At 70.1% G+C, this 25534-nt stretch carries 24 protein-coding genes; 17 read left to right on the top strand and 7 right to left on the bottom strand.

Annotation, left to right across the window (positions count from 1 at the left end; all coding sequences use genetic code 11):
• Positions 1–250: 250 nt before the first annotated feature.
• From SLUN_RS26005 to SLUN_RS26025, 5 genes are read left to right on the top strand one after another with little or no spacing between them, the layout of a single operon-like run.
• Positions 251–1879, top strand: coding sequence for a peptide ABC transporter substrate-binding protein (locus tag SLUN_RS26005; protein ID WP_108152209.1), 1629 nt, complete (start codon positions 251–253; stop codon positions 1877–1879).
• A gap of 54 nt (positions 1880–1933) precedes the next feature.
• A complete protein-coding gene (locus tag SLUN_RS26010; protein ID WP_108152211.1) occupies positions 1934–2857 on the top strand; it encodes an ABC transporter permease in 924 nt (307 codons plus the stop codon).
• The gene (locus SLUN_RS26015) at positions 2850–3833 is read left to right on the top strand and encodes an ABC transporter permease (RefSeq protein WP_108152213.1); all 984 of its coding nucleotides are present in this window, start codon (positions 2850–2852) and stop codon (positions 3831–3833) included. Before SLUN_RS26010 ends, SLUN_RS26015 begins: the two co-directional genes overlap by 8 nt.
• A 10-nt stretch (positions 3834–3843) precedes the next feature.
• Positions 3844–4818 (top strand): ABC transporter ATP-binding protein, encoded by a 975-nt coding sequence (locus SLUN_RS26020; protein WP_108152215.1) that lies wholly within the window; start codon positions 3844–3846, stop codon positions 4816–4818.
• A complete protein-coding gene (locus SLUN_RS26025; RefSeq protein ID WP_108152217.1) occupies positions 4811–5857 on the top strand; it encodes an ABC transporter ATP-binding protein in 1047 nt (348 codons plus the stop codon). The genes SLUN_RS26020 and SLUN_RS26025 overlap by 8 nt, the downstream gene beginning before the upstream one ends.
• Positions 5858–6122: 265 nt before the next feature.
• Here the strand turns inward: SLUN_RS26025 and SLUN_RS26030 are convergent, their stop codons facing one another.
• Positions 6123–8261, bottom strand: coding sequence for a S9 family peptidase (locus SLUN_RS26030; protein WP_108152219.1), 2139 nt, complete (start codon positions 8259–8261; stop codon positions 6123–6125).
• A 157-nt stretch (positions 8262–8418) separates the two neighbouring features.
• On the opposite strand from SLUN_RS26030, the gene SLUN_RS26035 reads away from it, so the two are divergent.
• The 5 genes from SLUN_RS26035 (at position 8419) to recQ (ending at position 14770) form a co-directional block, all read left to right on the top strand.
• Positions 8419–8613 (top strand): hypothetical protein, encoded by a 195-nt coding sequence (locus SLUN_RS26035; protein WP_108152221.1) that lies wholly within the window; start codon positions 8419–8421, stop codon positions 8611–8613.
• A gap of 263 nt (positions 8614–8876) precedes the next feature.
• Entirely contained in the window at positions 8877–9764 is an 888-nt protein-coding gene (gene mshB / locus SLUN_RS26040; protein WP_108152224.1) for an N-acetyl-1-D-myo-inositol-2-amino-2-deoxy-alpha-D-glucopyranoside deacetylase, read from the top strand.
• Positions 9761–10207, top strand: coding sequence for a DUF6113 family protein (locus tag SLUN_RS26045; RefSeq protein ID WP_371413850.1), 447 nt, complete (start codon positions 9761–9763; stop codon positions 10205–10207). Before mshB ends, SLUN_RS26045 begins: the two co-directional genes overlap by 4 nt.
• 313 nt (positions 10208–10520) lie before the next feature.
• The gene (locus tag SLUN_RS26055) at positions 10521–12740 is read left to right on the top strand and encodes a hypothetical protein (RefSeq protein ID WP_175313294.1); all 2220 of its coding nucleotides are present in this window, start codon (positions 10521–10523) and stop codon (positions 12738–12740) included.
• Positions 12741–12907: 167 nt separating this feature from the next.
• Positions 12908–14770: a DNA helicase RecQ gene (gene recQ, locus SLUN_RS26060; RefSeq protein WP_108152230.1), complete on the top strand. Its 1863-nt coding sequence runs from the start codon at positions 12908–12910 to the stop codon at positions 14768–14770.
• Positions 14771–14832: 62 nt separating this feature from the next.
• Here the strand turns inward: recQ and SLUN_RS26065 are convergent, their stop codons facing one another.
• On the bottom strand, positions 14833–15681 hold the full coding sequence (locus SLUN_RS26065; RefSeq protein ID WP_108152232.1) for a transglutaminase-like domain-containing protein: 849 nt from the start codon (positions 15679–15681) through the stop codon (positions 14833–14835).
• 17 nt (positions 15682–15698) lie between these two features.
• Complete coding sequence (locus tag SLUN_RS26070; protein ID WP_108152234.1) at positions 15699–16694, bottom strand: GNAT family N-acetyltransferase; 996 nt, start codon at positions 16692–16694, stop codon at positions 15699–15701.
• A gap of 113 nt (positions 16695–16807) precedes the next feature.
• On the opposite strand from SLUN_RS26070, the gene fdxA reads away from it, so the two are divergent.
• Both fdxA and SLUN_RS26080 read left to right on the top strand, forming a co-directional pair.
• Positions 16808–17128 (top strand): ferredoxin, encoded by a 321-nt coding sequence (gene fdxA / locus SLUN_RS26075; protein WP_018089397.1) that lies wholly within the window; start codon positions 16808–16810, stop codon positions 17126–17128.
• A gap of 86 nt (positions 17129–17214) precedes the next feature.
• Entirely contained in the window at positions 17215–18309 is a 1095-nt protein-coding gene (locus tag SLUN_RS26080; protein WP_108152236.1) for a bifunctional succinyldiaminopimelate transaminase/glutamate-prephenate aminotransferase, read from the top strand.
• A gap of 71 nt (positions 18310–18380) precedes the next feature.
• Here SLUN_RS26080 and SLUN_RS26085 read toward each other — a convergent pair whose 3' ends face one another.
• Positions 18381–18836 (bottom strand): ATP-binding protein, encoded by a 456-nt coding sequence (locus SLUN_RS26085; RefSeq protein WP_108152238.1) that lies wholly within the window; start codon positions 18834–18836, stop codon positions 18381–18383.
• Positions 18837–19143: 307 nt separating this feature from the next.
• Positions 19144–20073: a VldE C-terminal domain-containing protein gene (locus tag SLUN_RS26090; RefSeq protein ID WP_108152239.1), complete on the bottom strand. Its 930-nt coding sequence runs from the start codon at positions 20071–20073 to the stop codon at positions 19144–19146.
• Between the two features lie 130 nt (positions 20074–20203).
• Between SLUN_RS26090 and dapE the strand changes: the two genes are divergently transcribed.
• Entirely contained in the window at positions 20204–21283 is a 1080-nt protein-coding gene (gene dapE, locus SLUN_RS26095) for a succinyl-diaminopimelate desuccinylase (protein ID WP_108152242.1), read from the top strand.
• 79 nt (positions 21284–21362) lie between these two features.
• Positions 21363–22121: an LOG family protein gene (locus SLUN_RS26100; protein WP_108152244.1), complete on the top strand. Its 759-nt coding sequence runs from the start codon at positions 21363–21365 to the stop codon at positions 22119–22121.
• A 93-nt stretch (positions 22122–22214) separates the two neighbouring features.
• Here SLUN_RS26100 and folP read toward each other — a convergent pair whose 3' ends face one another.
• Positions 22215–23075, bottom strand: a complete 861-nt coding sequence (folP, locus tag SLUN_RS26105) for a dihydropteroate synthase (RefSeq protein ID WP_108152246.1) — start codon at positions 23073–23075, stop codon at positions 22215–22217.
• Between the two features lie 101 nt (positions 23076–23176).
• Here folP and SLUN_RS26110 point away from each other — a divergent pair, with 101 nt between their 5' ends.
• Both SLUN_RS26110 and SLUN_RS26115 read left to right on the top strand, forming a co-directional pair.
• On the top strand, positions 23177–23530 hold the full coding sequence (locus tag SLUN_RS26110; protein WP_108152248.1) for a DivIVA domain-containing protein: 354 nt from the start codon (positions 23177–23179) through the stop codon (positions 23528–23530).
• Positions 23527–24108 (top strand): DNA-3-methyladenine glycosylase I, encoded by a 582-nt coding sequence (locus tag SLUN_RS26115; protein WP_108152250.1) that lies wholly within the window; start codon positions 23527–23529, stop codon positions 24106–24108. Before SLUN_RS26110 ends, SLUN_RS26115 begins: the two co-directional genes overlap by 4 nt.
• A gap of 89 nt (positions 24109–24197) precedes the next feature.
• On the opposite strand, the gene chcB is transcribed toward SLUN_RS26115, so the two are convergent.
• Entirely contained in the window at positions 24198–24998 is an 801-nt protein-coding gene (gene chcB / locus SLUN_RS26120) for a 2-cyclohexenylcarbonyl CoA isomerase (RefSeq protein WP_108152252.1), read from the bottom strand.
• Between the two features lie 302 nt (positions 24999–25300).
• Here chcB and SLUN_RS26125 point away from each other — a divergent pair, with 302 nt between their 5' ends.
• Positions 25301–25468, top strand: a complete 168-nt coding sequence (locus SLUN_RS26125; protein ID WP_003966491.1) for a DUF3117 domain-containing protein — start codon at positions 25301–25303, stop codon at positions 25466–25468.
• The last annotated feature ends 66 nt before the right edge of the window (positions 25469–25534 follow it).

Below are 25534 nucleotides of genomic sequence, written 5' to 3' on the forward strand. Positions count from 1 at the left end.
ATCGCGTGCACGCGTACACGGCCCCGACAGTGGCCCGATGGTCCTGGATCCAGTACCTCGGTGTTCTTGAGCGGTCGCGCGGTCGCGGGGTCGCGGGCCATCGGCTGCGCCGCGGACACCTGGGAGGTGACTCGGCGGGCCGATCCGCCGATCCGCCGACTCGTCCGGACGGCCGAGGCTGACGTGCATGTTGTCCTAGTGTGGGGTGATATTTGGGCCTGAGTCGGACTTAGGACACGGGAGGCACTCCATGCGTGGAGCCACGCACGCCAAATGGGCCGTATGCGCGGTGGCCATCGCCCTCGCGGCGACGGCCTGCGGCGGCGGCAGCGACAGCGGCGGCGGTGGCGCCGACGGGATCGTGAGCTCCTCCTGGGGGGACCCGCAGAACCCGCTGGAGCCCGCCAACACCAATGAGGTCCAGGGCGGCAAGGTCCTCGACATGCTCTTCCGCGGCCTCAAGAAGTACGACCCGAAGACCGGCGCCGCCCAGGACATGCTCGCCGAGAAGATCGTGACGACGGACTCCACGAACTTCACCATCACCGTCAAGGACGGCTGGACCTTCAGCAACGGCGAGAAGGTCACTGCCAAGTCCTTCGTGGACGCCTGGAACTATGGCGCCCTCCTCAAGAACAACCAGAAGAACGCGTACTTCTTCGGCTACATCGAGGGCTACGCCCAGGTCCACCCGGAGACGGGGGAGCCCACCGCCCCGGCGCTCTCCGGCCTGAAGGTCGTCAACGACACGACGTTCACGGTCAAGCTCAACCAGAAGTTCTCCACGTTCCCCGACACCCTCGGCTATGCCGCCTACTCCCCGCTGCCCACGGCCTTCTTCAACGATCACGCCGCCTGGCTCTCCAAGCCCATCGGCAACGGCCCCTACACCGTCGACTCGTACGCCAAGGGCTCGAAGCTGTCCATGCGCAAGTGGGACGGCTACATGGGCTCCGACAAGGCGCAGAACGGCGGCATCGACCTGAATGTGTACACGGACAACAACACCGCCTACACCGACCTGACCGCCGGCAACCTCGACCTCGTCGACGATGTGCCGGCCTCGCAGCTGAAGAACGTGCAGGCGGACCTCGGCGACCGGTACATCAACACCCCCGCCGGCATCATCCAGACCCTGGCCTTCCCGTTCTACGACAAGGCCTGGAACACCCCGAACGGCGCGAAGGTCCGCACCGGCCTGTCCATGGCGATCAACCGCCAGCAGATCACCGACACGATCTTCCAGAAGACGCGGACGCCCGCGAAGGACTGGACCTCGCCCGTGCTCGGCACGGACGGCGGCTTCGACGACACCCTGTGCGGCAGCGCCTGCGAGTACAACGCCGCCGAGGCGAAGAAGCTGATCACGGAGGGCGGCGGCATCCCCGGCGGCCAGGTGAAGATCTCGTACAACGCGGACACTGGCTCGCACAAGGAGTGGGTCGACGCCGTCTGCAACAGCATCAACAACGTGCTGGGCAACGACCAGGCGTGCGTCGGCAACCCGATCGGCACCTTCGCCGACTTCCGCAACCAGATCGGGCAGCACAAGATGCCGGGGCCCTTCCGGGCCGGCTGGCAGATGGACTACCCGCTGATCCAGAACTTCCTGCAGCCGCTCTACTACACCAACGCCTCGTCCAACGACGGTCAGTGGACCAACGCGGACTTCGACAAGCTCGTCGACCAGGCCAACGCGGAGACCGACACGGCGAAGGCCGTCGAGACCTTCAAGCAGGCCGAAGAGGTCGTACGCGACCAGATGGCCGCCATCCCTCTCTGGTACCAGAACGGCAGCGCCGGCTACTCGGAGCGGGTCTCCAACGTCTCGCTGAACCCCTTCAGCGTCCCGGTCTACAACGAGATCAAGGTCAACTGACGGCGGAGGACAACCGGCCCGCGCATTCCGCGACCACGACCCCCGGAGCCCTTCATGGGACGTTATGTGATCCGGCGTCTGCTGCAGATGATCCCGGTCTTCTTCGGCGCCACGCTGCTGATCTTCCTCATGGTGAACGTGATGGGCGACCCCATCGCGGGCCTCTGCGGCGACCGGCAGTGCGACCCGGCGACGGCCGCCCAACTGCGCAAGGAGTTCGGCCTCGATAAGCCGGTGTGGCAGCAGTACCTGACGTACATGGGCAATGTCTTCACCGGCGACTTCGGCACCGCCTTCAACGGCCAGCCGGTCACCGAGCTGATGGCCGAGGCCTTCCCGGTCACCATCCGGCTCACCCTCGTCGCGATCTTCTTCGAGATCGTCATCGGCATCACCCTCGGTGTGCTCACCGGTCTGAAGCGCGGCCGTCCCGTCGACACCAGCGTTCTGCTGCTGACCCTCGTGGTCATCTCGGTCCCGACCTTCGTCACCGGCCTCATCCTCCAGCTGGTGCTGGGCGTCGAGTGGGGTGTCATCAAGCCGGCCGTCTCACCGGAAGCGCCGCTCAACGAGCTGATCATCCCCGGACTCGTACTCGCCTCGGTCTCGCTCGCGTACGTCACCCGGCTCACCCGGACCTCGATCGCGGAGAACGCCCGCTCCGACTACGTCCGTACCGCCAAGGCCAAAGGGCTCCCCAGAAGGCGTGTGATCAGCCGCCATCTGCTGCGGAACTCACTGATCCCGGTGGTCACCTTCATCGGCACCGACATCGGTGCCCTGATGGGCGGTGCGATCGTCACCGAGCGCATCTTCAACATCCATGGCGTCGGCTACCAGCTCTACCAGGGCATCCTGCGCCAGAACACCCAGACCGTCGTCGGCTTTGTGACCGTGCTCGTCATCGTCTTCCTGGTGGCGAATCTGCTGGTCGACCTGCTGTACGCCGTACTCGACCCGAGGATCCGGTATGCCTGAGCAGGGGCCGTACTCAGACGACGGAGCGATCGCGCCCACCGGTGCCGGTGGCACGATGGACCTCGCGACCAGTGAGGGGACGACGCTCGAGAAGACCCCCGGCGGTCCGCTCGGCACCGGGCCCTCCGAGAAGCCGCGCAGTCTCTGGTCCGACGCCTGGCGCGATCTGCGGACCAACCCGGTCTTCATCATCTCCGGCCTGGTCATCGTCTTCCTGGTGATCATCTCCATCTGGCCCTCGCTGATCGCGTCACAGAACCCGCTCCAGTGCGACCTCGCCAAAGCCCAGGAGGGTTCCCAGCCCGGCCACCCCTTCGGCTTCAACGGGCAGGGCTGCGACGTGTACACGCGGGTGGTCTACGGCGCCCGCACCTCGGTCACGGTCGGCGTCTGCGCCACGCTCGGAGTCGCCCTGCTCGGCTCCGCCTTCGGCGGTCTCGCCGGCTTCTACGGCGGGGCGTGGGACGGATTCCTGTCCCGTATCACCGACATCTTCTTCGGCATCCCGGTGGTCCTGGGCGGTCTGGTCTTCCTGTCCGTCGTCACCAGCTCCACCGTCTGGCCCGTCATCGGCTTCATGGTGCTGCTCGGCTGGCCGCAGCTCTCCCGTATCGCGCGCGGCTCGGTCATCACGGCCAAACAGAACGACTACGTCCAGGCGGCGCGGGCGCTCGGCGCGTCCAACTCCCGGATGCTGCTGCGGCACATCGCCCCCAACGCCGTCGCTCCCGTGATCGTCGTGGCGACCATCGCGCTCGGCACCTACATCTCCCTGGAAGCGACCCTCTCCTTCCTGGGTGTCGGCCTCAAGCCGCCGACCGTGTCCTGGGGCATCGAGATCTCCGCGGCATCCCCGTACATCCGCAACGCGCCGCACATGCTGCTCTGGCCGGCCGGCGCGCTGGCGGTCACGGTGCTCGCGTTCATCATGCTCGGCGACGCGGTGCGCGACGCCCTCGACCCCAAGCTGCGCTGAGGAGCCATCCATGTTGCTCGAAGTGCGCGATCTGCACGTGGAGTTCCACACCCGGGACGGGGTGGCCAAGGCCGTCAACGGTGTCAACTACACGGTGGACGAGGGCGAGACACTCGCCGTGCTCGGCGAGTCCGGCTCCGGCAAGTCCGTCACCGCCCAGGCGATCATGGGCATCCTGGACACGCCTCCGGGGAAGATCACCGGCGGCGAGGTCCTCTTCCAGGGGCAGGATCTGCTGAAGCTCAAGGAAGAGGAGCGGCGGAAGATCCGCGGGGCCGGGATGGCCATGATCTTCCAGGACGCGCTCTCCTCCCTGAACCCGGTGCTGAGCGTGGGCGACCAGCTCGGCGAGATGTTCGCCGTCCACCAGGGGATGAAGCGCAAGGCAGCGCGGGCCAAGGCCGTCGAGCTGATGGAGCGGGTCGGTATCCCTGCGTCGAAGGAGCGGGTCGGGCAGTATCCGCACCAGTTCAGCGGCGGTATGCGCCAGCGCATCATGATCGCGATGGCGCTCTCCCTGGAGCCCTCGCTGATCATCGCGGACGAGCCGACGACCGCGCTGGACGTCACTGTCCAGGCCCAGGTGATGGATCTGCTCGCCACGCTCCAGAGCGAGCTGAACATGGGCCTGATCCTGATCACCCACGACCTGGGTGTGGTCGCGGACGTCGCCGACAAGATCGCGGTGATGTACGCGGGGCGGATCGTCGAGACGGCTCCGGTGCACGACATCTACAAGGCCCCGGCCCATCCGTACACCAAGGGCCTGCTGGAGTCGATCCCGCGCCTGGACCAGAAGGGCGAGGAGCTGTACGCGATCAAGGGCCTGCCGCCTAACCTGATGCGTATCCCGCCCGGCTGCGCCTTCAACCCGCGCTGCCCGATGGCGCAGGACGTGTGCCGGACCGATGAGCCGCCGCTGTACGAGGTGTCGCAGGACCGCAGGAGCGCGTGCCACTTCTGGAGGGAGACACTCAATGGCTGAGGCGCTGCTGGAGGTACGCGACCTGGTCAAGCACTATCCGCTCACCCAGGGCATCCTCTTCAAGAGGCAGATCGGCGCGGTCAAGGCGGTGGACGGCGTCGACCTCGACCTGATGGCGGGCGAGACGCTCGGCATCGTGGGGGAGTCGGGCTGCGGCAAGTCCACGCTCGCCAAGATGCTGGTCCATCTGGAGCGGCCGACGGCCGGGTCGATCCGGTACAAGGGCGAGGACATCACCAAGCTCTCCGGGCGGGCTCTGAAGGCCGTCCGCCGGAACATCCAGATGGTGTTCCAGGATCCGTACACCTCGCTCAATCCGCGGATGACGGTCGGCGACATCATCGGTGAGCCGTACGAGATCCACCCCGAGGTGGCGCCGAAGGGCTCGCGCCGTCAGAAGGTGCAGGACCTGCTGGATGTCGTCGGGCTCAACCCCGAGTACATCAACCGCTATCCGCACCAGTTCAGCGGCGGGCAGCGGCAGCGCATCGGCATCGCGCGCGGGCTCGCGCTCCAGCCGGAGATCATCGTGGCCGACGAGCCGGTGTCGGCGCTCGACGTCTCGGTGCAGGCGCAGGTCATCAATCTCCTGGACAAGCTGCAGAGCGAGTTCAGCCTGAGCTATGTCTTCATCGCGCACGATCTGTCGATCGTCCGGCACATCTCGGACCGGGTCGGCGTGATGTACCTGGGCCGGATCGTGGAGATCGGCAAGGATGCGGAGATCTACGACCACCCCACGCATCCGTACACCCAGGCGCTGTTGTCAGCGGTCCCGGTGCCGGACCCGGAGGCGCGGGAGCGACGCGAGCGGATCATTCTGCACGGCGATGTGCCGTCGCCGGCCAACATCCCGTCGGGCTGCCGTTTCCGCACGCGCTGCTGGAAGGCGCAGGAGCGGTGCGAGCTGGAGGTACCGCTGCTGGAGGTCCCGGCGGTGTTCCGGCTGGCGAGCGGGCCGACGCAGCATCCGTCGGCGTGTCACTTCGCGGAGGAGAAGCACGTGGTGCCGGGGGAGGAGGAGCTGGGCGGGGGGTGACGGTTCCCGTACCCGGATCGGGGGTGATCACGTGCTCGACAGGGTGTCGGAGTGAGCGACATAACTCAATAAATACCCATCAACTTCGTTAACACACAGGCAACTTGACCGTCGCAACTCCGATATACGAACGCGTCACGCTGAACAGCGTACGGCCGTGCGGGTGCCGTAGACCGGCCGGGGCTCGCCATGGGTCCCGGCCGGTCGCACGACCGGTGCAAGGGACCGAGTACCGGGGCGGCCGGTCATAAGAGGCCCCCCGCCACTACCCCCGCAGGCCCAGCGACCGCCTCAGGAAATCCACCTGAAGCAGCAACAGGTTCTCCGCGATCTGCTCCTGCGGAGTCATGTGCGTCACCCCCGTCAGCGGCAGCACCTCATGTGGCCGCCCCGCCGCCAGCAGCGCCGACGACAGTCGCAAGCTGTGTGCCACCACCACATTGTCGTCCGCCAGGCCGTGGATGATCATCAGCGGCCGCGCGGGGTTCTCCGGCGCCGTCAACCCGTCCTCCGTCACCAGCGAGTTCGCCGCGTACACCTCCGGCCGCGCCGCCGGATCGCCCAGATACCGCTCGGTGTAGTGCGTGTCGTACATGCGGAGGTCCGCCACCGGCGCACCCGCCACCGCCGCGTGGAAGACGTCCGGCCGGCGCAGTACCGCCATCGCGGCCAGGTAGCCGCCGTACGACCAGCCGCGGATCGCCACCCGCCCGAGGTCCAGCGGGAATTCCCCGGTCAGCGCCTGCAGCGCCTCGATCTGGTCGTCGAGCGTCAGCGGGAAGTTGTCCTTGATCGCCTTCTCCCAGCCGGGGGAACGGCCAGGCGCGCCACGGCCGTCCGCGACGATCACCGCGAAGCCCTGGTCCGCGAACCACTGCGAGGTGAGATACGGATTGTGCGCGGCGTACACCCGCTGGCCGTGCGGGCCACCGTACGGATCCAGGAGGACCGGAAGCGGACCATCCGATTCCTGATAGTCGGAGGGGAGCAGGACGGCGCACGGAATCCGGTGCGCGCCCCCCTCGCAGAGCCGCACCCGGGCCGTCAGCACCGGCTGCTCCGCGTACGAGGCGACCACCGCGATCTGCTTGCCGTCCCGCAGCACCTGCACGGACGCGCCACTGACGTCCGTACGGGAGGAGGCCAGCACCGTCACCCCGCCGGAGCGCACGGCCGAGTGAACTCCCGCGCCCTCCGAGAGCCGTTCGAGCCCCAGCTCATTGACCCGGTACACATGGATCTCGCCGATCTCCGGATCCGCGGCCTCCTCGCCCGCCGCAGCCGAGACCAGTACGTCGCTCTCGCCGATGTCCAGCACCGCCCGCAGCTGCAACTGAGCCCCGGTCAGCGCCCGGTCGCCGACCGCGAGAACCCGGGCTCCGCCCTCGTCCGCGATCCGTACGAGACGCCCGTCCGGCGCCCAGGCCGGCACCCCGGGGAAGAGGTCCAGCCACACCGGATCCTCGTCAACATGCACCGTCCGGGTCGCGCCCGACTCCGGGTCAACCGCCAGATACAGCTGGGTGCGCTGGTCGCGGGACTGCACCAGCAGCAGCGGAGCGCCCGCGGACGACCAGTGCACCCGCGCCAGATACGGATAGCGGGACCGGTCCCAGCCCACCTCCGTCCGCTCCCCGTCCAGTGTGAGGAGGAACAGCCGCACCTCGGCGTTGGGCGTCCCCGCCGCCGGATACGCGACCTGCTCGGGCTCCCGGTCCGGATGCGCGGGATCGGAGATCCACCAGCGCTGTACGTCCCGCTCGTCGACGCGGGCGACCAGCAGCCGGTCCGACTCCGGCGCCCACCAGAAGCCGCGTGAGCGGTCCATCTCCTCGGCGGCGATGAACTCCGCGAGGCCGTAGGCGGTCTGCTCGTCCTCCGGCTCGGCCAGCGCCCTGTCCCCCTCGCCCTCCGCGCCGGTCACCCGCAGCGCGCCCCGCGCCACATACGCGATGTGCCGGCCGTCGGGGGAGGGGCGGGGGTCGATCACCGGCCCCGGCACCCGCAGTTCGCGCGCCGTCCCGGCGCGCAGCTCGGCCGCGTACAGCCGCCCGGAGAGCGCGAAAGCCGCCAACTCCACTGCCTGGTCCACCGCATAGCCGACGATGCCCGCCGAACCCTCGCGGCTGCGTTCGCGCCTGGCCCGCTCGTTCGCGGACAGCTTCTCCACCGCGCCGCCGAGCAGCGTGTCCGGGTCGGCGGCCAGGCGTTCCCTTGCGTCGCGCGCGGGCCTGTCGAGATCCAGCACCCAGAGCCGGCCGGTCCGGTCGGTCCCGGACGTCGAACGGAGGAACACCACCCGGGAGCCGTCCGGGGACACCGTGAAGGAGCGCGGTGCGCCCAGGGTGAAGCGCTGGGTCCTGGCGTACTGACGCGGGAAGGAGAGCTGCTGCCTCGAGGTCATACGACCGAACCTAGCGTTCGTGCGCCCCCATGTGCTGCTGTGCACCGATCGATGCGTTGGTACGGATAGTTATGATCCGTAGCGCTAGGTGGGTAGGTACCCCCCGGCACATGCAACCTGCCCGTTCCAGACCGAATATCTGTGGAGGTGAACCGCCGTGGCACTCTCGATTTCGGCGGTGGTGCTGCTGGCGATCGTCGTCTTCCTGCTGGTCCGGAAATCCGGGCTGAAGGGTGGGCATGCGGCGGTCTGCGTGTTGCTCGGGTTCTATCTCGCCGGCTCGTCCATTGCCCCCACGATCAGCGAAGTGACCACCAACGTGGCCGGGATGATCGGCGGCATCAAGTTCTAAGCGGTGTCGGGGAAGTCCGGGTGGGTGGAGGAGCGGGTCGAGGGCCGAGTCTGGCAAGGCGGAGGAAGGAGTCCACGCGGAGCGTCGGCGACTGACGACAACGCAGCCGGGCGACAGCCATCGGCCCGCGACGCCGCCCGGACTTCCCCGGGGCCGCTTAGGGCCTCTCGTTCGGATCGTGCCGGGCTCGCGGGCCGCTCACTCATCCGGGCCGATCCAAACGAAAGACCCCAGGTCCTGTCCGGCCTCGTAGGCTGTCCCGTATGAAGGATCTTCCCGCCCGGCGTCTGCTCCTGGTGCACGCGCACCCGGACGACGAGACGATCAACAACGGCGCCACCATGGCCCTGTACGCGGCCGCCGGCGCCCAGGTCACCCTGGTGACCTGCACCCTCGGTGAGGAGGGCGAGGTCATCCCGCCCGACCTCGCCCATCTCGCGCCCGACCGGGAGGACCGGCTCGGCCCCCATCGCATCGGCGAACTGGCCGCCGCGATGAAGGAGCTGGGCGTCACCGACCACCGCTTCCTCGGCGGCCCCGGCCGGTTCCGGGACTCCGGGATGATGGGCCTGGAGCAGAACCACCGCGAGGGCGCGTTCTGGAACACCGATGTGGACGACGCCGCCCCGCACCTCGTCGAGGTGATCCGTTCGGTGCGTCCGCAGGTGCTCGTGACGTACGACCCGCACGGCGGCTACGGACACCCGGACCACATCCAGGCGCACCGGGTAGCGATGCGCGCCGCCGGGCTTTCCGCCGATCCCGGCTACCGGCCCGGCCTCGGCGAGGCGCACACCATCGCCAAGATCTACTGGAACCGGGTGCCGCGCTCGGTGGCCGAAGAGGGCTTCGCCCGCCTGCGCGACGCCGGAGTGGACTTCCCCGGCATCGCCGCCATCGACGACATTCCGGGCGTCGTTGACGACTCCGACATCACCGCGGAGATCGACGGCAGGGAGTACGCGGAGCGGAAGGCCGCAGCGATGCGCGCCCATGCCAGCCAAATCGCCGTGGACGGCCCCTTCTTCGCACTTTCGAACGATCTCGGACAGCCGATGTTCGTCCGCGAGTACTACCAGTTGGTGCAGGGCGACCCTGGCGCACCGCCCGGTGAGCGTGAACACGATCTGTTCGCAGGGGTGCCGGCGTGAGCGGATCCACGAAGGGAACCACGAGCGGATCAACCGGCGGACAGCATGTGCCGGGTGCCTGGCTCACTCAGTCGCCCAAGCCTGGCCGGATCGCCGCCTACCTCGGACTCGCCGTCCTCGGCGCGCTGGTCGGCGTCGCCGGCGCGCTGGTCCAAGGGGCCTGGCCCCCCGGCGGATTGGTGCTCGCGCTGCTCGCGTCGGCGGGGCTGTTCTACGGCTCGCTGCGGGCGACCGAGACCCAGCTCGGGGTGGTGGCGCCCGCCGTGGGCTGGCTGCTGGCGATCGTCGTACTCAGCATCGGACGCCCGGAGGGCGACGGGATGTTCTCCGCGGGGGCCGGACCGCTTGTCTACATGCTGGGAGGGATGGCCGTGGCTGTGATGTGTGCCACCATGTCGCGGCCCTCACAACCGGGCGGCGGGCCCGGCCGACTTGGCAAGTAGGGGCCCGGCGGAGCAACTCTTCCCGGGTTGTGTGCCTTTCCGCGGTCAACCGGGGGCAGTGCGCCGGACACCGCCCTCACCTGGGGCGGGACCCCCGTCACGCACTCCGCGCGGCGGGCCCCTAGGGTGGGTCGCCCCAAGGGGTGGGAAGCGGCTGAACTGACCATGCCCGTACGGTCGGCGGAATGTCGCTTTCCACAGTCCCGGGGTGTCCGTCGGCAGCGGCCAGTATGGTGGTGCGCGCCGCCGAGCCGCCCGCAGCAGTAGCTATCCAGTAAGAAACGGGCGGCGGAGCCAACCGGGAGAACCTGCTTTGAGTCGTGAAACTGACAGTTCGTCCTCCGGCCCCCAGGGGCGCGGTGGAGCCGCGTACCCCTCGGGAACACCGCCGTACGGATCCCGCCAGTATCCGTCGCTGCATCCGCAGGACGCTCCGGACGAGGCCGTTGACGCGGCCCCCGAGCCGCAGCCGGACGAGCCCAGGACCGAGACCACGCTGACCACGCGTATCCGGATCAACATCCCGGGTTCGCGGCCGATCCCGCCGGTCGTCATGCGTACGCCGATGAGCGACGTGGACGCCGCCGACAGACCGGACAGCGAGCGCACGGGCAGCACACCGCGGCCCGATGTGACGCAGGAGACGGCCGCGCCGGTGGCGGAGCCGCCGGCCGAGGAGAAGGCGCCGACCAGCGACTGGTTCGCGCCGCGCAAGCCGGGCTCCGGGCCGGGCACCAATGGCGCGGGTCTCTCGACAGCGGCCGCCCAGCCGTCCGCTCCCACCGCTCCCACCGCTCCTGCCGGGCCCGCGGGTCCCGGCGCGAACGGCGGCGGACCTGGTGCCGGTCTCCCGTACTTCTCCGACGGCCGTCAGGGCGGCCCGGGCCAGGGCGGTCCCGGCCAGGGCGGCCCCCCGGCGCAGGGCGGTCCTGCGGGGCCGCGTCCCCGCAGCGCGCTCAGCGACCTGGCCACGAACGCCGACGGCCCGGCCTCCGGTGCGAGCGGCTTCGCCCCCGGCAACAACACGCCTCCGCTGGGTGTCCGTCCGCCGGGTGCGTCGCTCGGACCCACCGGGCCGACGACGGGACCGGTCACCGGCAGCGTGCCGCTCGGCGCGCGCCCCGGCGGCCCAGGTCCGGCTCCCGGCGCCCCCGGTCAAGGTCCCCGTGGGCAGGGTCCTGGTGGTCAAGGCCCCGGTCCCCGTGGCCAAGGTCCCGGTTCCGGCATTCCCGGCGGGCCGCCCCGGATGTCCGACGACACCGCCGTGCTCACCCCGCAGCAGCCCGCCCAGGAGCCCGGCGGCGGCCATGTCTCCGGTGACACACTCACCAGCGGCATCCCGGTGGTCCCCCCGGACCACCGCTCGCCGTTCCCGCCGCTCGGCGGCCCGCTCGCCGGTCCCGGCACCGGCCCGAACCCGCTGGTGCCGCAGGGCCCCGGTCCGCAGGGACCCGGCCCGCACGGCTTCGACGACGGTGAGTTCTCCGCACCGGAGTTCGCGGCCGGTCCAGGCGGCGGCCCCGCGGGACCCGTGGTGCCCGCCCCCGCTGCCGCGGCCAGGCAGGCCCCCCGGTCGGCGCCCGCCAAGAAGGGCCGCTCCAAGCTGGTGCTCGCCAGTGCCGGTGTGATCGGCCTGCTCGGTCTCGCCTACGGCGTCGGCCTGCTGCTCGACCACTCCGAGGTACCCAAGAGCACCACGGTGCTCGGCGTCGACATCGGCGGCGGCACCAAGGCAGACGCGGTCAGCAAACTCGACACGGCTCTCGCCAAGCGCGCCGCCAGCCCGCTCCAGCTCACCGTGGGCGGCAAGAAGGAGCAGCTCGCCCCGGACAAGGCCGGCCTGTCCCTGGACAGCCAGGCCACCGTCCGCAAAGCGGCGGGCAGCGACTACAACCCCGTCTCCGTGATCGGCTCCCTCTTCGGCGGCGAGCGCGTCACCGAACCCGTGATCCTGGTCGACGAGGAGAAGCTGAGCGTCGCGCTCACCGACCTGGCGGGCGTATCGGGCTCTGCCTCCGAGGGCACAATCAGGTTCGAGCCCGGCAAGGCGGTCGCCGTACCCGGCAAGGCGGGTCAGACGCTGGACGTCGGCCGCTCGATGATCTCGGTCAAGGACGCCTATCGCGCCCAGGTCGAGACCGGCAGGCCGAACGTCGTCCAGCTGCCCGTCGCCACCCGCGAGCCGACCATCACGCAGACGGAGCTCGACCGGGCGATGAAGGACTTCGCCGAGCCCGCGATGTCCGGCCTGATCACCGTCAAGGCGGGCGGCAAGCAGATCGCGTTCGGCCCGGCCAAGTCGCTGCCGAAGATCCTTTCCATGAAGGCGATCGACGGCAAGCTCGTCGAGGTCTACGACAAGAAGGCGATCGACGACCTTCTGGACGGTGTCTTCGACGGCGTCCTGATCACCAAGGGCGACGGCAAGAAGCACCAGGTCTCCGCGGACGATGTCGCCCAGGCGATGGGGACGGCCCTGCGCGGCAGGACACCGGCCGAGCGCACCGCCACGATCGAGCTCAACCCGAGCTAAGCGGCCCCGGGGAAGTCCGGGCGGCGTCGCGAGCCGGTGGCTCACCGCCGTCGTCGCTGATCAGAGCCCCTGCCCCGTCCCGGGCGGGGGCTCTGTCACGCCGGGGGCCACGAAGCGGCTCTGCCCATCGGACGGACCTCGCCTCGTGATGCTCATAGAATCGCCGGATGAGCGCTCCGGACCTCGACACCCCGCCCAAGGCGAGTGACGCGCTGCAGGTGCTGCATCGCGTCTTCGGTTACAGCTCCTTCCGGGGGAGTCAGCAGGAGATCATCGAGCATGTCGTCGCAGGTGGTGACGGGCTCGTGCTCATGCCGACCGGTGGCGGCAAGTCGCTCTGCTACCAGATCCCCGCGCTCGTGCGGAAGGGCGTGGGTGTTGTCGTCTCGCCGCTCATCGCGCTCATGCAGGACCAGGTTGACGCGCTGAGAGCGCTCGGGGTGCGGGCGGGGTTTCTCAACTCCACACAGGATTTCGACGAGCGGCGGCTCGTGGAGGCCGAGTTCCTTGCCGGGGAGCTGGATCTGCTCTACCTCGCGCCGGAGCGGCTGCGCGTCGAGTCGACAGTGCGGTTGCTGGAGCGCGGGACCATCTCGCTGTTCGCCATCGACGAGGCGCACTGTGTGGCGCAGTGGGGGCACGACTTCCGGCCCGACTACCTGGCTCTGTCCGCGCTGCACGAGCGCTGGCCCGATGTGCCGCGGATCGCGCTGACCGCTACCGCCACCGAGGCCACCCACGCCGAGATCGCGTCCCGGCTCAAGCTGCAGGATGCCCGGCACTTCGTGGCCAGCTTCGACCGGCCGAATATTCAGTACCGGATTGTGTCGAAGGACGACCCGAAGCGGCAATTGCTCGCGCTTCTGCGTGCCGAGCACGGCGGCGACGCGGGGATTGTCTACTGCCTGTCCCGGGCCTCTGTGGAGAAGACCGCCGAATTCCTGGTGAAGAACGGGATCGAGGCGCTGCCCTACCACGCCGGGCTCGATGCCCGTACGAGAGCCGAGAATCAGGCGCGCTTTCTGCGGGAGGACGGGCTGGTGATGGTGGCGACCATCGCCTTCGGGATGGGGATCGACAAGCCCGATGTGCGCTTCGTCTGCCATCTCGACCTGCCCAAGTCCGTGGAGGGGTACTACCAGGAGACCGGGCGGGCCGGGCGCGACGGGCTGCCGTCCACGGCCTGGCTGGCGTACGGGCTGCAGGACGTTGTGCAGCAGCGGAAGATGATCGAGGGCTCGGAGGGGGACGAAGCGCATCGGCGACGGCTCTCCGCGCACGTCGACGCCATGCTCGCGCTGTGCGAGACGGTCGAATGCCGGCGCGTGCAGCTGCTCGCCTACTTCGGGGAGGAGAGCAGCCCGTGCGGCAACTGCGATACGTGCCTGACGCCCCCGGAGTCCTGGGACGGCACCGTCCCCGCCCAGAAGCTCCTGTCGGCCGTCGTCCGCCTCAAGCGTGAACGAGGCCAGAAGTTCGGCGCGGGCCAGGTCACGGACATCCTGCTGGGCCGGAAGACGGCCAAAGTCATCCAGTTCGACCACGATGCGCTGAGTGTCTTCGGTATCGGTACGGAGCTGCGCGAGGCCGAATGGCGCGGTGTCGTACGGCAGTTGCTTGCGCAGGGGCTCATCGCCGTCGAGGGTGAGTACGGGACGCTCGTACTCACCGAGACGAGTGGTGAGGTGCTGGGCGGGCAGCGGGTCGTCTCGCTGCGGCGAGAGCCCGAGAAGAAGGCGGCGGCGCGGACCGAGAAGACGTCCAAGAAGCGAGCCCCCGTCGATCTGCCCGAAGAGGCCCTGCCCGTCTTCGAGGCACTCCGCGCCTGGCGGGCCGCCACGGCGAAGGAGCAGGGCGTGCCCGCCTACGTCGTCTTCCACGACGCGACGCTCCGTGAGATCGCGGTCACCTCTCCATCGACCCTGACGGAGCTCGGCACGTTGAACGGGGTCGGCGAGAACAAGCTGGCGAAGTACGGGCAGCCGATCCTGGACACTCTCGCCGAGGCGGCGAACGGCCTGTCCGAGTAGCGGAACTCTACGAATGCCGTTCGCACCGTCGACATGCGCACGGTGGGTACCGCAGGGGGAAATCAGTTCAGCATCGCCCGCGCCGCCCGCGCCCGCCCCTTGATCGCGTCCGCTGCCGTCTGGTCCACCGCCCCCACCACCTCCGCGTACGCGTCCATCTCCGCCGCCCCCGCCGAGAACTCCCCGCGCTGTACGAGCAGCTGGGCCCGTTCGTAGCGCAGGCGTGCCGGGTGGGACGGCAGCAGCAGGGACAGGTCGAGCGCCCACAGTGCGACGTCCGACCGTTCCGGGCGGGTCGCCGCCCAGGCACGGATGTTGTTCAGGATGCGCACCACCACGTGGAGCGGGTCCGCCGGGGTCAGCATCGACGGGTCGAGCGGCGCGCCGGTCGCGCCCGCGACCAGCAGTTCCGCGTCCGGGCCCGTCAGCCGGCGCCCGCCCGCGAAGGGGTCCGCGAGTACCTGCTCGTGCGGGTCGCCGAAGCCGACCACGAAGTGGCCCGGCAGCGCGACCCCGTACACCGGCGCACCCGCGCGGCGTGCCACCTCGATCCAGACCACCGAGAGGAGGATCGGCAGGCCCCGGCGGCGGCGCAGCACCTCGTGCAGCAGGGAGGACTCCAGACGCTGGTAGTCGCCGTGGGAGCCCCTGAAGTCGCAGCGCGTGCCCAGAAGTTCGGCCAGTGCCGCCGCCCACGCCCGCGGGCCGACCAGGCCGAAGGGGAGCAGTCCGGCGAGCCGGTCCAGTTCGATCTGGGCCGCGTCCAGGTCCTCCTCCCGCACGGACGGGTCCGCCACCGCGCCCACCAGCAGGCACAGCAGCGCGAGGTCGGGCCGCTCGGCGCGGGCCTCCTCGGCGAACTGCCGCAGCCGGTCGCCCGGGGCACCGGGGGAGGGGGATTCGTCGTGCATATGCGATTCGTACCCGCCTACGCGGACCGGAAGTGGTGATAGCGGTGGTGGATCGCGAAGCCCATGCCGCCGTACAGCGCACGCGCCCCGTCGTTGTCGGTCTCCACCTGCAGCCACGCCGCCGACGCGCCCTCCTCCAGCGCGCGCCGGGCCAGCGCTGTCATCACCGACGTCGCCAGCCCCTGGCGCCGGTGGGCGGGGTCCACCTCCACCGCCATGAAGCCCGCCCAGCGGCCGTCGACCACACACCGGCCGATCGCCGCCGGCGCATCCCCCTCACCGGCCACGGTGGCGAACCACACCGAAGGGCCACTGCCCAGGACCCTCAGCACATGGGAACCCGGCGTACCGGACCGCTGATAGCGCCGCAGCCACGCCTCGTCGAAGGACCGCGCGAGCCGCACCCGCTCCACATCCGCCTCCAGGTCGCCGACCGGGGCGAGCGCCGCGATCCGTACCTCCGCGGAGACCTCGCTCCACCAGCCGCGGGCCTCCAGCTGTGCGCAGAGCTCCTCCTGCGTGCCCACCGCCCCGGTCGCCGTCTGTACATACGCGGGCAGGCCCCGCACCTCGTACCAACCGCGCACATGAGTCAGCGCCTCGCCGAGCGGCAGCCCGGGGTCACCGAGCGGCAGCACAGAGTTGGCGCGCCGCGTGAAACCGGAGGACGCCCGCAGCTCCCACTCGCCGAGCCGCTCGCTCTCCACCGGCCGCCAGGCGCGTGCCATGACCCGCGCGACTTCCTCGAAGTCCGCCGCGGGACTCCGTCGGCGTGCCGGTGCGGCGGGCGCGACCTTGCCCGCGACCAGGGACGATTCCGCGATACGGACAGTCTCACCCGTCCGCCGTGTGATCAGCAGCACACCCTCGTTCCATGATGTGAGAACGCCAACCGTGTCGGTGAACTTCTCGACCCCGCCTCCAGAGCCGATCAAGCACCTCACGGACACTCGTTTTCCCACGTCAACAGGTGTAATACGGACTATGAGCCGTCCGCCGCCAGTGAATTCCACAGCTCTGCGAGCCCCTCCTGTTCGGATCCTCCCCAGGAACGGAGATACTAGGTGCGGGCATCGACGACGCCGCGCTCCCGCGCAAGCCAGCCCTACCGAGGAGGAACGACAGCGTGACCTACGTCATCGCGCAGCCTTGTGTCGACGTCAAGGACAAGGCGTGCATCGAGGAGTGCCCCGTCGACTGCATCTACGAGGGCTCCCGGTCCTTGTACATCCACCCGGACGAATGCGTCGACTGTGGGGCTTGTGAGCCGGTCTGCCCGGTCGAGGCGATCTTCTACGAGGATGACACCCCGGAGGAGTGGAAGGACTACTACAAGGCGAACGTCGAGTTCTTCGACGAGCTCGGTTCTCCCGGTGGTGCTTCCAAGCTGGGCCTGATCGAGCGCGACCATCCCTTCATCGCCGCGCTGCCGCCGCAGAACCAGTAGTACTCGCCGGCAGGAGCGCCACCCCGGTCCCGTACGGCTTCCTCGTCCGTACGGGACCGAAGTGTTTGACGAAAGAGAGAAGCCCTGTGTCCGCAGTCTCTTCCCGCCTTCCCGTCTTCCCGTGGGACAAGCTCGAGCCGTACAAGGCGACGGCCGCGGCCCACCCCGACGGCATCGTGGACCTCTCCGTCGGCACGCCCGTCGATTCCGTCCCCGAGCTGATCCGGAAGGCCCTTGTCGCGGCCGCCGACTCGCCCGGCTATCCGACGGTGTGGGGGACGGCCGAGCTGCGTGACGCGCTCACCGGATGGGTCGAGCGGCGGCTCGGGGCCCTCGATGTGGCGCACACGAACGTTCTGCCCGTCCTCGGCTCCAAGGAGCTGGTGGCCTGGCTGCCGACCCAGCTGGGCCTCGGCCCCGGCGACAAGGTCGCCTACCCGCGCCTCGCCTACCCGACGTACGAGGTCGGCGCGCGCCTGGCCCGTGCGGAGGCCGTCGTCTACGACGACCCGAGAGACCTCGACCCCACCGGTCTGAAGCTGCTCTGGCTCAACTCGCCCTCCAACCCGACCGGCCGGGTGCTGGCCAAGGACGAGCTGATCCGTATCGTCGCGTGGGCCCGCGAGCACGGCGTACTGGTCTTCAGCGACGAGTGCTACCTGGAGCTGGGCTGGGAGGCGGAACCCGTCTCGGTCCTGCACCCGGATGTCTGCGGCGGTACGTACGAGGGCGTCGTCGCCGTCCACTCGCTCTCCAAGCGCTCCAACCTGGCCGGGTACCGCGCCGCGTTCATCGCGGGCGACGAGCGCGTGCTGGGCGAGCTGCTCCAGATCCGCAAGCACGGCGGGATGATGACCCCGGCGCCGGTGCAGGCGGCCACCATCGCGGCGCTCGGGGACGACGTGCATGTCACGGAGCAGCGGGCGCGGTACGCGGCCCGCCGCGCCGCGCTGCGTACGGCGCTGGAGGCGCACGGCTTCCGTATCGAGCACAGCGAGGCGAGCCTCTACCTGTGGGCGACGCGCGACGAGCCCTGCTGGGACACGGTGGCGCACCTGGCCGAGCTGGGCATCCTGGTCGCGCCGGGTGACTTCTACGGGACGGCGGGTGAGCGCTTCGTACGGGTGGCCTTCACGGCGACGGACGAGCGCGTCGACGCCGCGGTCAAGCGCCTGGCCTGACATCGGTCGGTGAACATGCGGAGGGGCCCCGGGAGTTGGCAGTCCCGGGGCCCCTCCGTCGTATCCGTGGCTTAGCCGAGCGGCAGGGACTTCACCGGCAGCTGGTCGGTGGCGGGCAGGTCGCCACCGGGCAGGGAGCCGGTCGGCAGGCCGCCGCCGACGGGCCCGGTCGCGCTGCCGGCGGTCTCGCCGAGCACCTCGCCCGCGCTGCCCGCGGTGTCGCCGGCGGCCTTCTGGGCGGCGGGGGTGGCCGTCGTGCCCGCCTTGCCGACGGTCTTGACCGCGGCCGGAACGGTCGACTTGACCGCCTTGCCACCGGTGTCGCCGGCCAGGTCGGACGTCTGCTGCGAGGCACCGTCGACAGTGCCGCCGAGGCCGCCCGCGTCGAGTGCGGTCAGGCTGCCCAGGGGGGCGGCCTGCTGAAGGTCCACGGCGCTTGCGGAGCCGGCCGCACCGACCACGGGGGCTGCACCCGCCGCGAGAAGCAGCGCGGCACGGGCGATCCGACGGGTCAGGGGGAGGGACATGATGCTCCTTGGGACGAGAAGGACGTTCGGAATGTGCCTGTCCGGTGCCGGGCCCAGCGTTCGGACGCAGTGACAACCGCTCCGGGGGCGGGAGAAGTTGCGGTGGGCCAAGGTAAAGAGTTGGTAATGCGTCGCATTATCGACTTCGGATAAAGACGGGCAAACATTCCATTGCGCAACGACCTGCTGAACCGTCACTTCCCTTTGCTCGCAAGGAGATTGAGGGATTCGCCGCTACTGGTGCGAACGACTTGCCGGCACCTCTGCCTAACGTGACCGGAGTGCCTCGTTCGAGGGATGATCCGGATTACTGTGCGATGCGAATTCGTACGTCGTCCGGCCCTGAATCCGCCGCGGCGGGCGCCGACCGCCAGCCCTTCGCGGAATCCTTCGCGTTCCACACCCGGCCTCCGTAGGAGACCTCCTCGATGCGCAGCCCGTCCGCCCGCGCCACCGCCCAGTGCGCGAGCTCCCAGCCCCGCTGCGCCGCCCCGCCGCGGTCCGTCCCGAGCGCCGACCGCACCGGCAGGGACACCTCACGCGGCGCGGGGGCTCCCGTACGGCCCGACGTCCGGGCCTTCGGCAGCACCTCGGGCCCGAACGCGCGCACCAGCTCGGCCCGCACCTTCGCGGGGTCGCCCGCCTTGACGTCGTTCCGCGACTCGCAGGTCAGAGCCCCGCTCGCGCGGCCGGTGAGAGCGGCGGCCAGCAGCGTGGCGTCCGGCTCGTGCTTCGCGTACGCCTGCGGGAAACCGCTGCGCTGGACCCGCTGCGCCGCGACGGTCAGCGGCAGCCGCGAGTAGCCGGGGACCTCGGCGAGGTGCTCGTAGAACTTCCCGGAGGAGTACACGGGGTCGAGGATCTGCCGGGCTGTGCCCCACCCCTTGGAGGGGCGCTGCTGGAAGAGGCCGAGCGAGTCCCGGTCGCCGTGCTCGATATTGCGCAGCCCCGACTCCTGGAGCGCGGTCGCGAGCGCGATGGTGACCGCGCGCTCGGGCATGCCGCGGGTGGTGCCCACGGCGGAGATCGTCGCGGCGTTCGCGGCCTGTTCGGCGCTGAGCTCGTAGCTGGAGCCCGCGCCTGCGGCGGTACGAACCGTGCAGCCGGGGGCGCCGCCGCCGGTCACGTACCGCACGACGACATAGCCGATGAGTGCCAGCAGCACGGCGAGCGCGACCGCGATGCGCAGGAGGCGGCCGCGCCGGAGGGGGGAGGCGGTCTCGGGCACGCTGCCCACCGTACTAGGGGGTGTCTTTCGGATCTTGCCGGGCTCGCGTGCCCCGGCACGCACGCTGATCCGGCCTGACCCGCACGCTGATCCGGCCTGACCCGAAGGACACCCCCTCGCCCGCGTTAAGGTCGGAGCCATGCCCGAAACCGTGCTTGACCTCACTCTTGATGCCCCTGTGCTCACTGCCCGTCTGGTCGACTTCCGTTCCGTCAGTGGCGAGGAGAAGCCTCTCGCCGACGCGATCGAGCAGGCGCTGCGCGCCCTGCCTCACCTCACCGTCGACCGGTTCGGCAACAACGTCGTGGCCCGCACCGACCTGGGCCGGGCCGAGCGGGTCGTCCTGGCCGGGCACATCGACACGGTTCCGATCGCCGGCAACGTGCCGTCCCGGCTGGACGAGAACGGCGTGCTGTGGGGCTGCGGCACCAGCGACATGAAGTCGGGCGTAGCCGTCCAGCTGCGGATCGCCGCGACCGTCCCCGCGCCCAACCGCGACCTCACCTTCGTCTTCTACGACAACGAAGAGGTCGCCGCACACCTCAACGGTCTGGGTCATGTGGCCGAGGCCCATCCCGACTGGCTGGAGGGCGACTTCGCCGTTCTGCTCGAGCCGTCCGACGCGCAGGTCGAGGGCGGCTGCCAGGGCACGCTGCGGGTCTTCCTGCGAACGACGGGGGAGCGGGCACACTCCGCGCGCAGCTGGATGGGGTCCAACGCCATTCACACGGCCGCGCCGATCCTGGCCCGCCTCGCCGCGTACGAACCGCGCCGGCCGGTGATCGACGGGCTCGAGTACCGGGAGGGGCTCAACGCCGTACGGATCGAGGCGGGCGTCGCCAACAACGTCATCCCCGACGAGTGCACGGTCGTCGTCAACTACCGCTACGCGCCGGACCGGAGCATGGCGGAGGCCGAGGCCCACGTCCGCGAGGTCTTCGCCGACTGCGGCGTCGAGGAGTTCATCGTGGACGACCACACGGGCGGCGCGCTGCCCGGCCTCGGCCACCCGGCCGCGGCGGCCTTCATGGCGGCCGTCGGCGGCACGGCACAGCCGAAGTTCGGCTGGACGGACGTCTCCCGCTTCAGCGCGCTCGGCGTGCCCGCGGTGAACTACGGACCCGGTGACGCGCTCTTCGCGCACAAGCGGGACGAGCATGTCGCGGTGGAGAAGATCACCCACTGCGAGGAACGGCTCCGCGACTGGCTCACTGCCTGACCACCCTGATTTCACATGTCGTAACGTTCGCCGACCTACCCTTACCCAAAGCAACGATGTTCGGCGGAGGGAGCAGGTCATGGGCAACCCCGAGGGACCCGAGGGATTGCGGGCGCTGGAGGAGCAGCGACTGGGACCGGTACTGCGCCGTAGGGAACAGGTGCAGGCCGGTACCACGGACCAGCGGCTGCTGGATACCGAGGGGGACTCCGAGTGGGTGCACACCGACCCCTGGCGGGTCATGCGCATCCAGTCGGAGTTCGTGGAAGGCTTCGGCGCGCTCGCCGAACTGCCCAGCGCCATCAGCGTCTTCGGCTCCGCCCGCACGGCGCCGGGCACTCCCGATTACGACGCGGGCGTCCGTATCGGCAAGGCACTGGTCGAAGCGGGCTTCGCGGTGATCACGGGCGGCGGCCCGGGCGCGATGGAGGCGGCGAACAAGGGGGCGCGGGAGGCCAAGGGCATCTCGGTGGGCCTCGGCATCGAGCTCCCCTTCGAGCAGGGGCTCAACCAGCACGTCGACATCGGCGTGAACTTCCGCTACTTCTTCGTCCGCAAGACGATGTTCGTGAAGTACGCCCAGGGCTTCGTGGTCCTGCCGGGCGGACTGGGCACGCTGGACGAGCTGTTCGAGGCGCTGACGCTGGTCCAGACCCGCAAGGTGACGCGCTTCCCGATCGTGCTGTTCGGCACGGAGTACTGGCGAGGCCTGGTGGAGTGGCTGCGGGACACGGTGGTGGGGCAGGGGAAGGCGTCGGCGCACGATCTGATGCTGTTCCACGTCACGGATGACGTGGAGGAAGCGGTGGCGATGGTGACGAAGGAGACGGGCCGGTAGGTACCTGGGGCTCCGCCGGCTCCAGCCCCGTGGGGGTCCCCCCGGACGAAGTCCGGGGGAGACCGAGGCGCGGGGTCCGGGGCGGAGCCCCGGTTACGCCAGCCCTCGCCGCGCCACCGCCGGCCCCCGGTGCCCCGCGATCGTCGCCACCATGTCCAGCACCTGACGCGTCTCCGCCACCTCGTGCACCCGGTACACCCGCGCCCCCAGCCACGCCGACACCGCCGTCGTCGCCAGCGTCCCGATCACCCGTTCCTTCACCGGCTTGTCCAGCGTCTCGCCGACAAAGTCCTTGTTCGACAGCGAGACCAGCACCGGCCAGCCCGTGTCCACCAGCTCCCCGAGGCGCCGCGTCGCCTCCAGCGAATGGCGCGTGTTCTTCCCGAAGTCATGACCCGGGTCGATCATGATCGCGTCCCGGCGGACGCCCAGTTCCACCGCCCGCTCCGCCAGCGAGACCGTCACCCGCAGAATGTCCGCCACGACGTCGTCGTACGCGATCCGGTGCGGCCGGGTCCTCGGCTCCGCGCCGCCCGCGTGCGTGCACACCAGGCCCGCTCCGTACCGCGCCGCGACCTCCGCCAGCTTCGGGTCCACCCCGCCCCACGCGTCGTTCAGCAGATCCGCGCCCGCCTCGCAGACCGCCTCACCCACGTCGTGCCGCCAGGTGTCGACGCTGATCACCACATCCGGGAACCGCCTGCGCACCTCGGCCACGAAGCCGACCGTGCGCCGCGCCTCCTCCTCGGCCGTCACCTCCTCGCCGGGGCCCGCCTTCACCCCGCCGATGTCGATGATGGCCGCGCCCTCCGACACCGCCTGCTCGACGCGGGCGAGCGCGGGCTCGTCGCGGAAGGTCGCGCCCTGGTCGTAGAAGGAGTCCGGTGTCCGGTTCACGATCGCCATGATCACCGGCTCGTGCGCGTCGAATTCGCGCCGTCCCAGCCGCAGCATCAGCGGTTTCCTCCTCAGGTCGCTCGCCTGCGACCCTAACTGTCAGACCGGCGTGGCACGATCAGCACTGGACAGTTTCCGCTCCGGGGAGAGGGTCGCTCGTGTTCTTGTTCTTGCTGATCGCAATGGTCGTGGTCGTCGCCGCGGTCACGCTCGCAGTGGTCGGCGGCGGCGACAGCGCGGCCCTGCCGGAAGTGGCGCCCGAGCAGCTCGTGGACCCGCTGCCGGTCACCCGCCCGGTCGGCCGCGCGGACGTCGACGCGCTCCGGCTGCCGGTCGCCCCCCGCGGCTACCGGATGGCGGACGTCGACGATGTGCTGGGCCGCCTCGGCGCCGAGCTCGCCGAGCGGGACGCGCGTATCGCCGAGCTGGAGTCGGCGCTGGCCGGCGCGCAGGCCACCGCGGGGGGCCGGACCGACCTGTTCACCAAACCGGGCGAGGAGCGCGGACAGTGACCGGCGCCGTACCCGGTCCGGACGGGAGGCTGCGCTGCCCCTGGGCCCTGTCCACCGAGGACTACGTCACGTACCACGACGAGGAGTGGGGCCGCCCGCTCCACGGCGACGACGCGCTCTTCGAACGGCTGAGCCTGGAGGCCTTCCAGTCCGGCCTGTCCTGGCTCACCATTCTGCGCCGCCGCGAGGGCTTCCGTACCGCCTTCGACGGCTTCAAGATCGCATCCGTGGCCACGTTCACCGACGCCGACAAGGAACGGCTCCTCGCCGACGCCGGGATCATCCGCAACCGCGCCAAGATCGACGCGACCCTCGCCAACGCGCGCCTGCTCGCCGACTGGCCCGCCGGCGAGCTGGACACACTGATCTGGTCGTACGCCCCCGATGCGGCGAAGAGACCGGTCCCGCGCACCATCGCCGACATCCCGGCGGTCAGCGACGAGTCCACGGCGCTGTCGAAGGCCCTCAAGAAGCGCGGCCTGCGCTTCATCGGGCCGACGACGGCGTACGCCCTGATGCAGGCGTGCGGCCTCGTCGACGACCACCTCAGCGACTGTGTGGCCCGCGGGAAGGCCTAGGCAGCCCTGTCCGGTCGGTCTTGCCGGGCTCGCGTGCCCTGGCACGCACGCTCGCTCCTGATCGGCCGGACAGGACCTGGACGCTCCCGCTAGCGGCCGAGGTACTTCGGCTTCTCCTTGGCGATGAACGCCTGGACCGCGATCGTGTGGTCCTCCGACGCGCCCGCCCTCGTCTGGAGTTCGTCCTCCTTGTCCAGCGCCTCGCTGAGCGTGTGACCCGCGCTGTACGCCATGGACTCCTTGAGCCCCGCGTACGCCACGGTCGGGCCCTCGGCCAGGGCGCGGGCCACCGCGACCGCCTCGGCGGCCAGGTCGTCGGCGGGCACCAGCTTGTTCGCGATGCCCAGCTCGTACGCCTCCTGCGCGGAGAACGAGCGCGGGAAGAGCAGCAGATCGGCGGCGCGGCTCGCGCCGATCAGCCGGGGCAGCGTCCACGACACCCCGGAGTCCGCGGTCAGCGCGACACCCGCGAAGGACGTCGTGAACTTGGCGGTGTCGGCGACGACCCGGTAGTCCGCTGCCAGCGCGAAGCCGAGCCCCGCGCCCGCCGCAACGCCGTTGACCCCGGCCACAACCGGCTTCGGCATCTCCGTGAGCGCCCGCACGATGGGGTTGTAGTGCTCCCGCACAGTGCTCATGGTGCTGCCGGTGCCCGCCTCGCGGTCGGCGGCGAGGGACCCGATGTGCTCCTTCAGGTCCTGCCCCACACAGAAGGCGCGCCCGGCCGCGGTGAGCAGTACCGCCCGTACGGCGGGGTCGGCGGCGGCTGCCTGGACCGAGTCCCGGAGGGCGACCTTGGCCTCGGTGTTCATCGCGTTCATGGCCTCGGGCCGGTTGATCGTGATCGTCGCGAGTCCGTCGCTCACGTCGTACAGCACGGAGTCGGCCATGGCAGGGTCCCCTTTGCGGCTCAAACGGTGGTGTTATGGCTCAGCATGGCGGAGATCGCGTGGGGCGAACATGTGACCTGCGTCAAACAATCTCCGGCCCGCTGCCCGTGAGCAGCGGCGAAGTATCGCAGGCGGATCGCCGCTTTGGGTGGTTATGAGAGAGCGCGTTGCGCAAGCGATGCCGACTGATGTTGGTCATCGGGTCCCGCCATGCGGGATAATGACCTGGAAGCAATGTGTTCGATGCCGGTGACACCTGGGTTGTCGGCTGCGATGAGCTGGTTTCAGGAAGGGGAACGAGCATGGCGGCCATGAAGCCGCGGACGGGCGACGGCCCGCTCGAGGTGACCAAGGAGGGGCGGGGCATCGTCATGCGCGTTCCGCTCGAAGGCGGCGGTCGGCTCGTGGTCGAGCTGACTCCGGACGAAGCCGATGCTCTCGGCGACGCCCTGAAGAAAGTCGTCGGCTGACGCGGGAAGCGCCCACACTTTTCACTGCCCCGGCACCTCGGTGCCGGGGCAGTGCTGTGCCCGGGG

Origin of the sequence: Streptomyces lunaelactis, assembly GCF_003054555.1 — a bacterium.
Lineage (GTDB): Bacteria > Actinomycetota > Actinomycetes > Streptomycetales > Streptomycetaceae > Streptomyces > Streptomyces lunaelactis.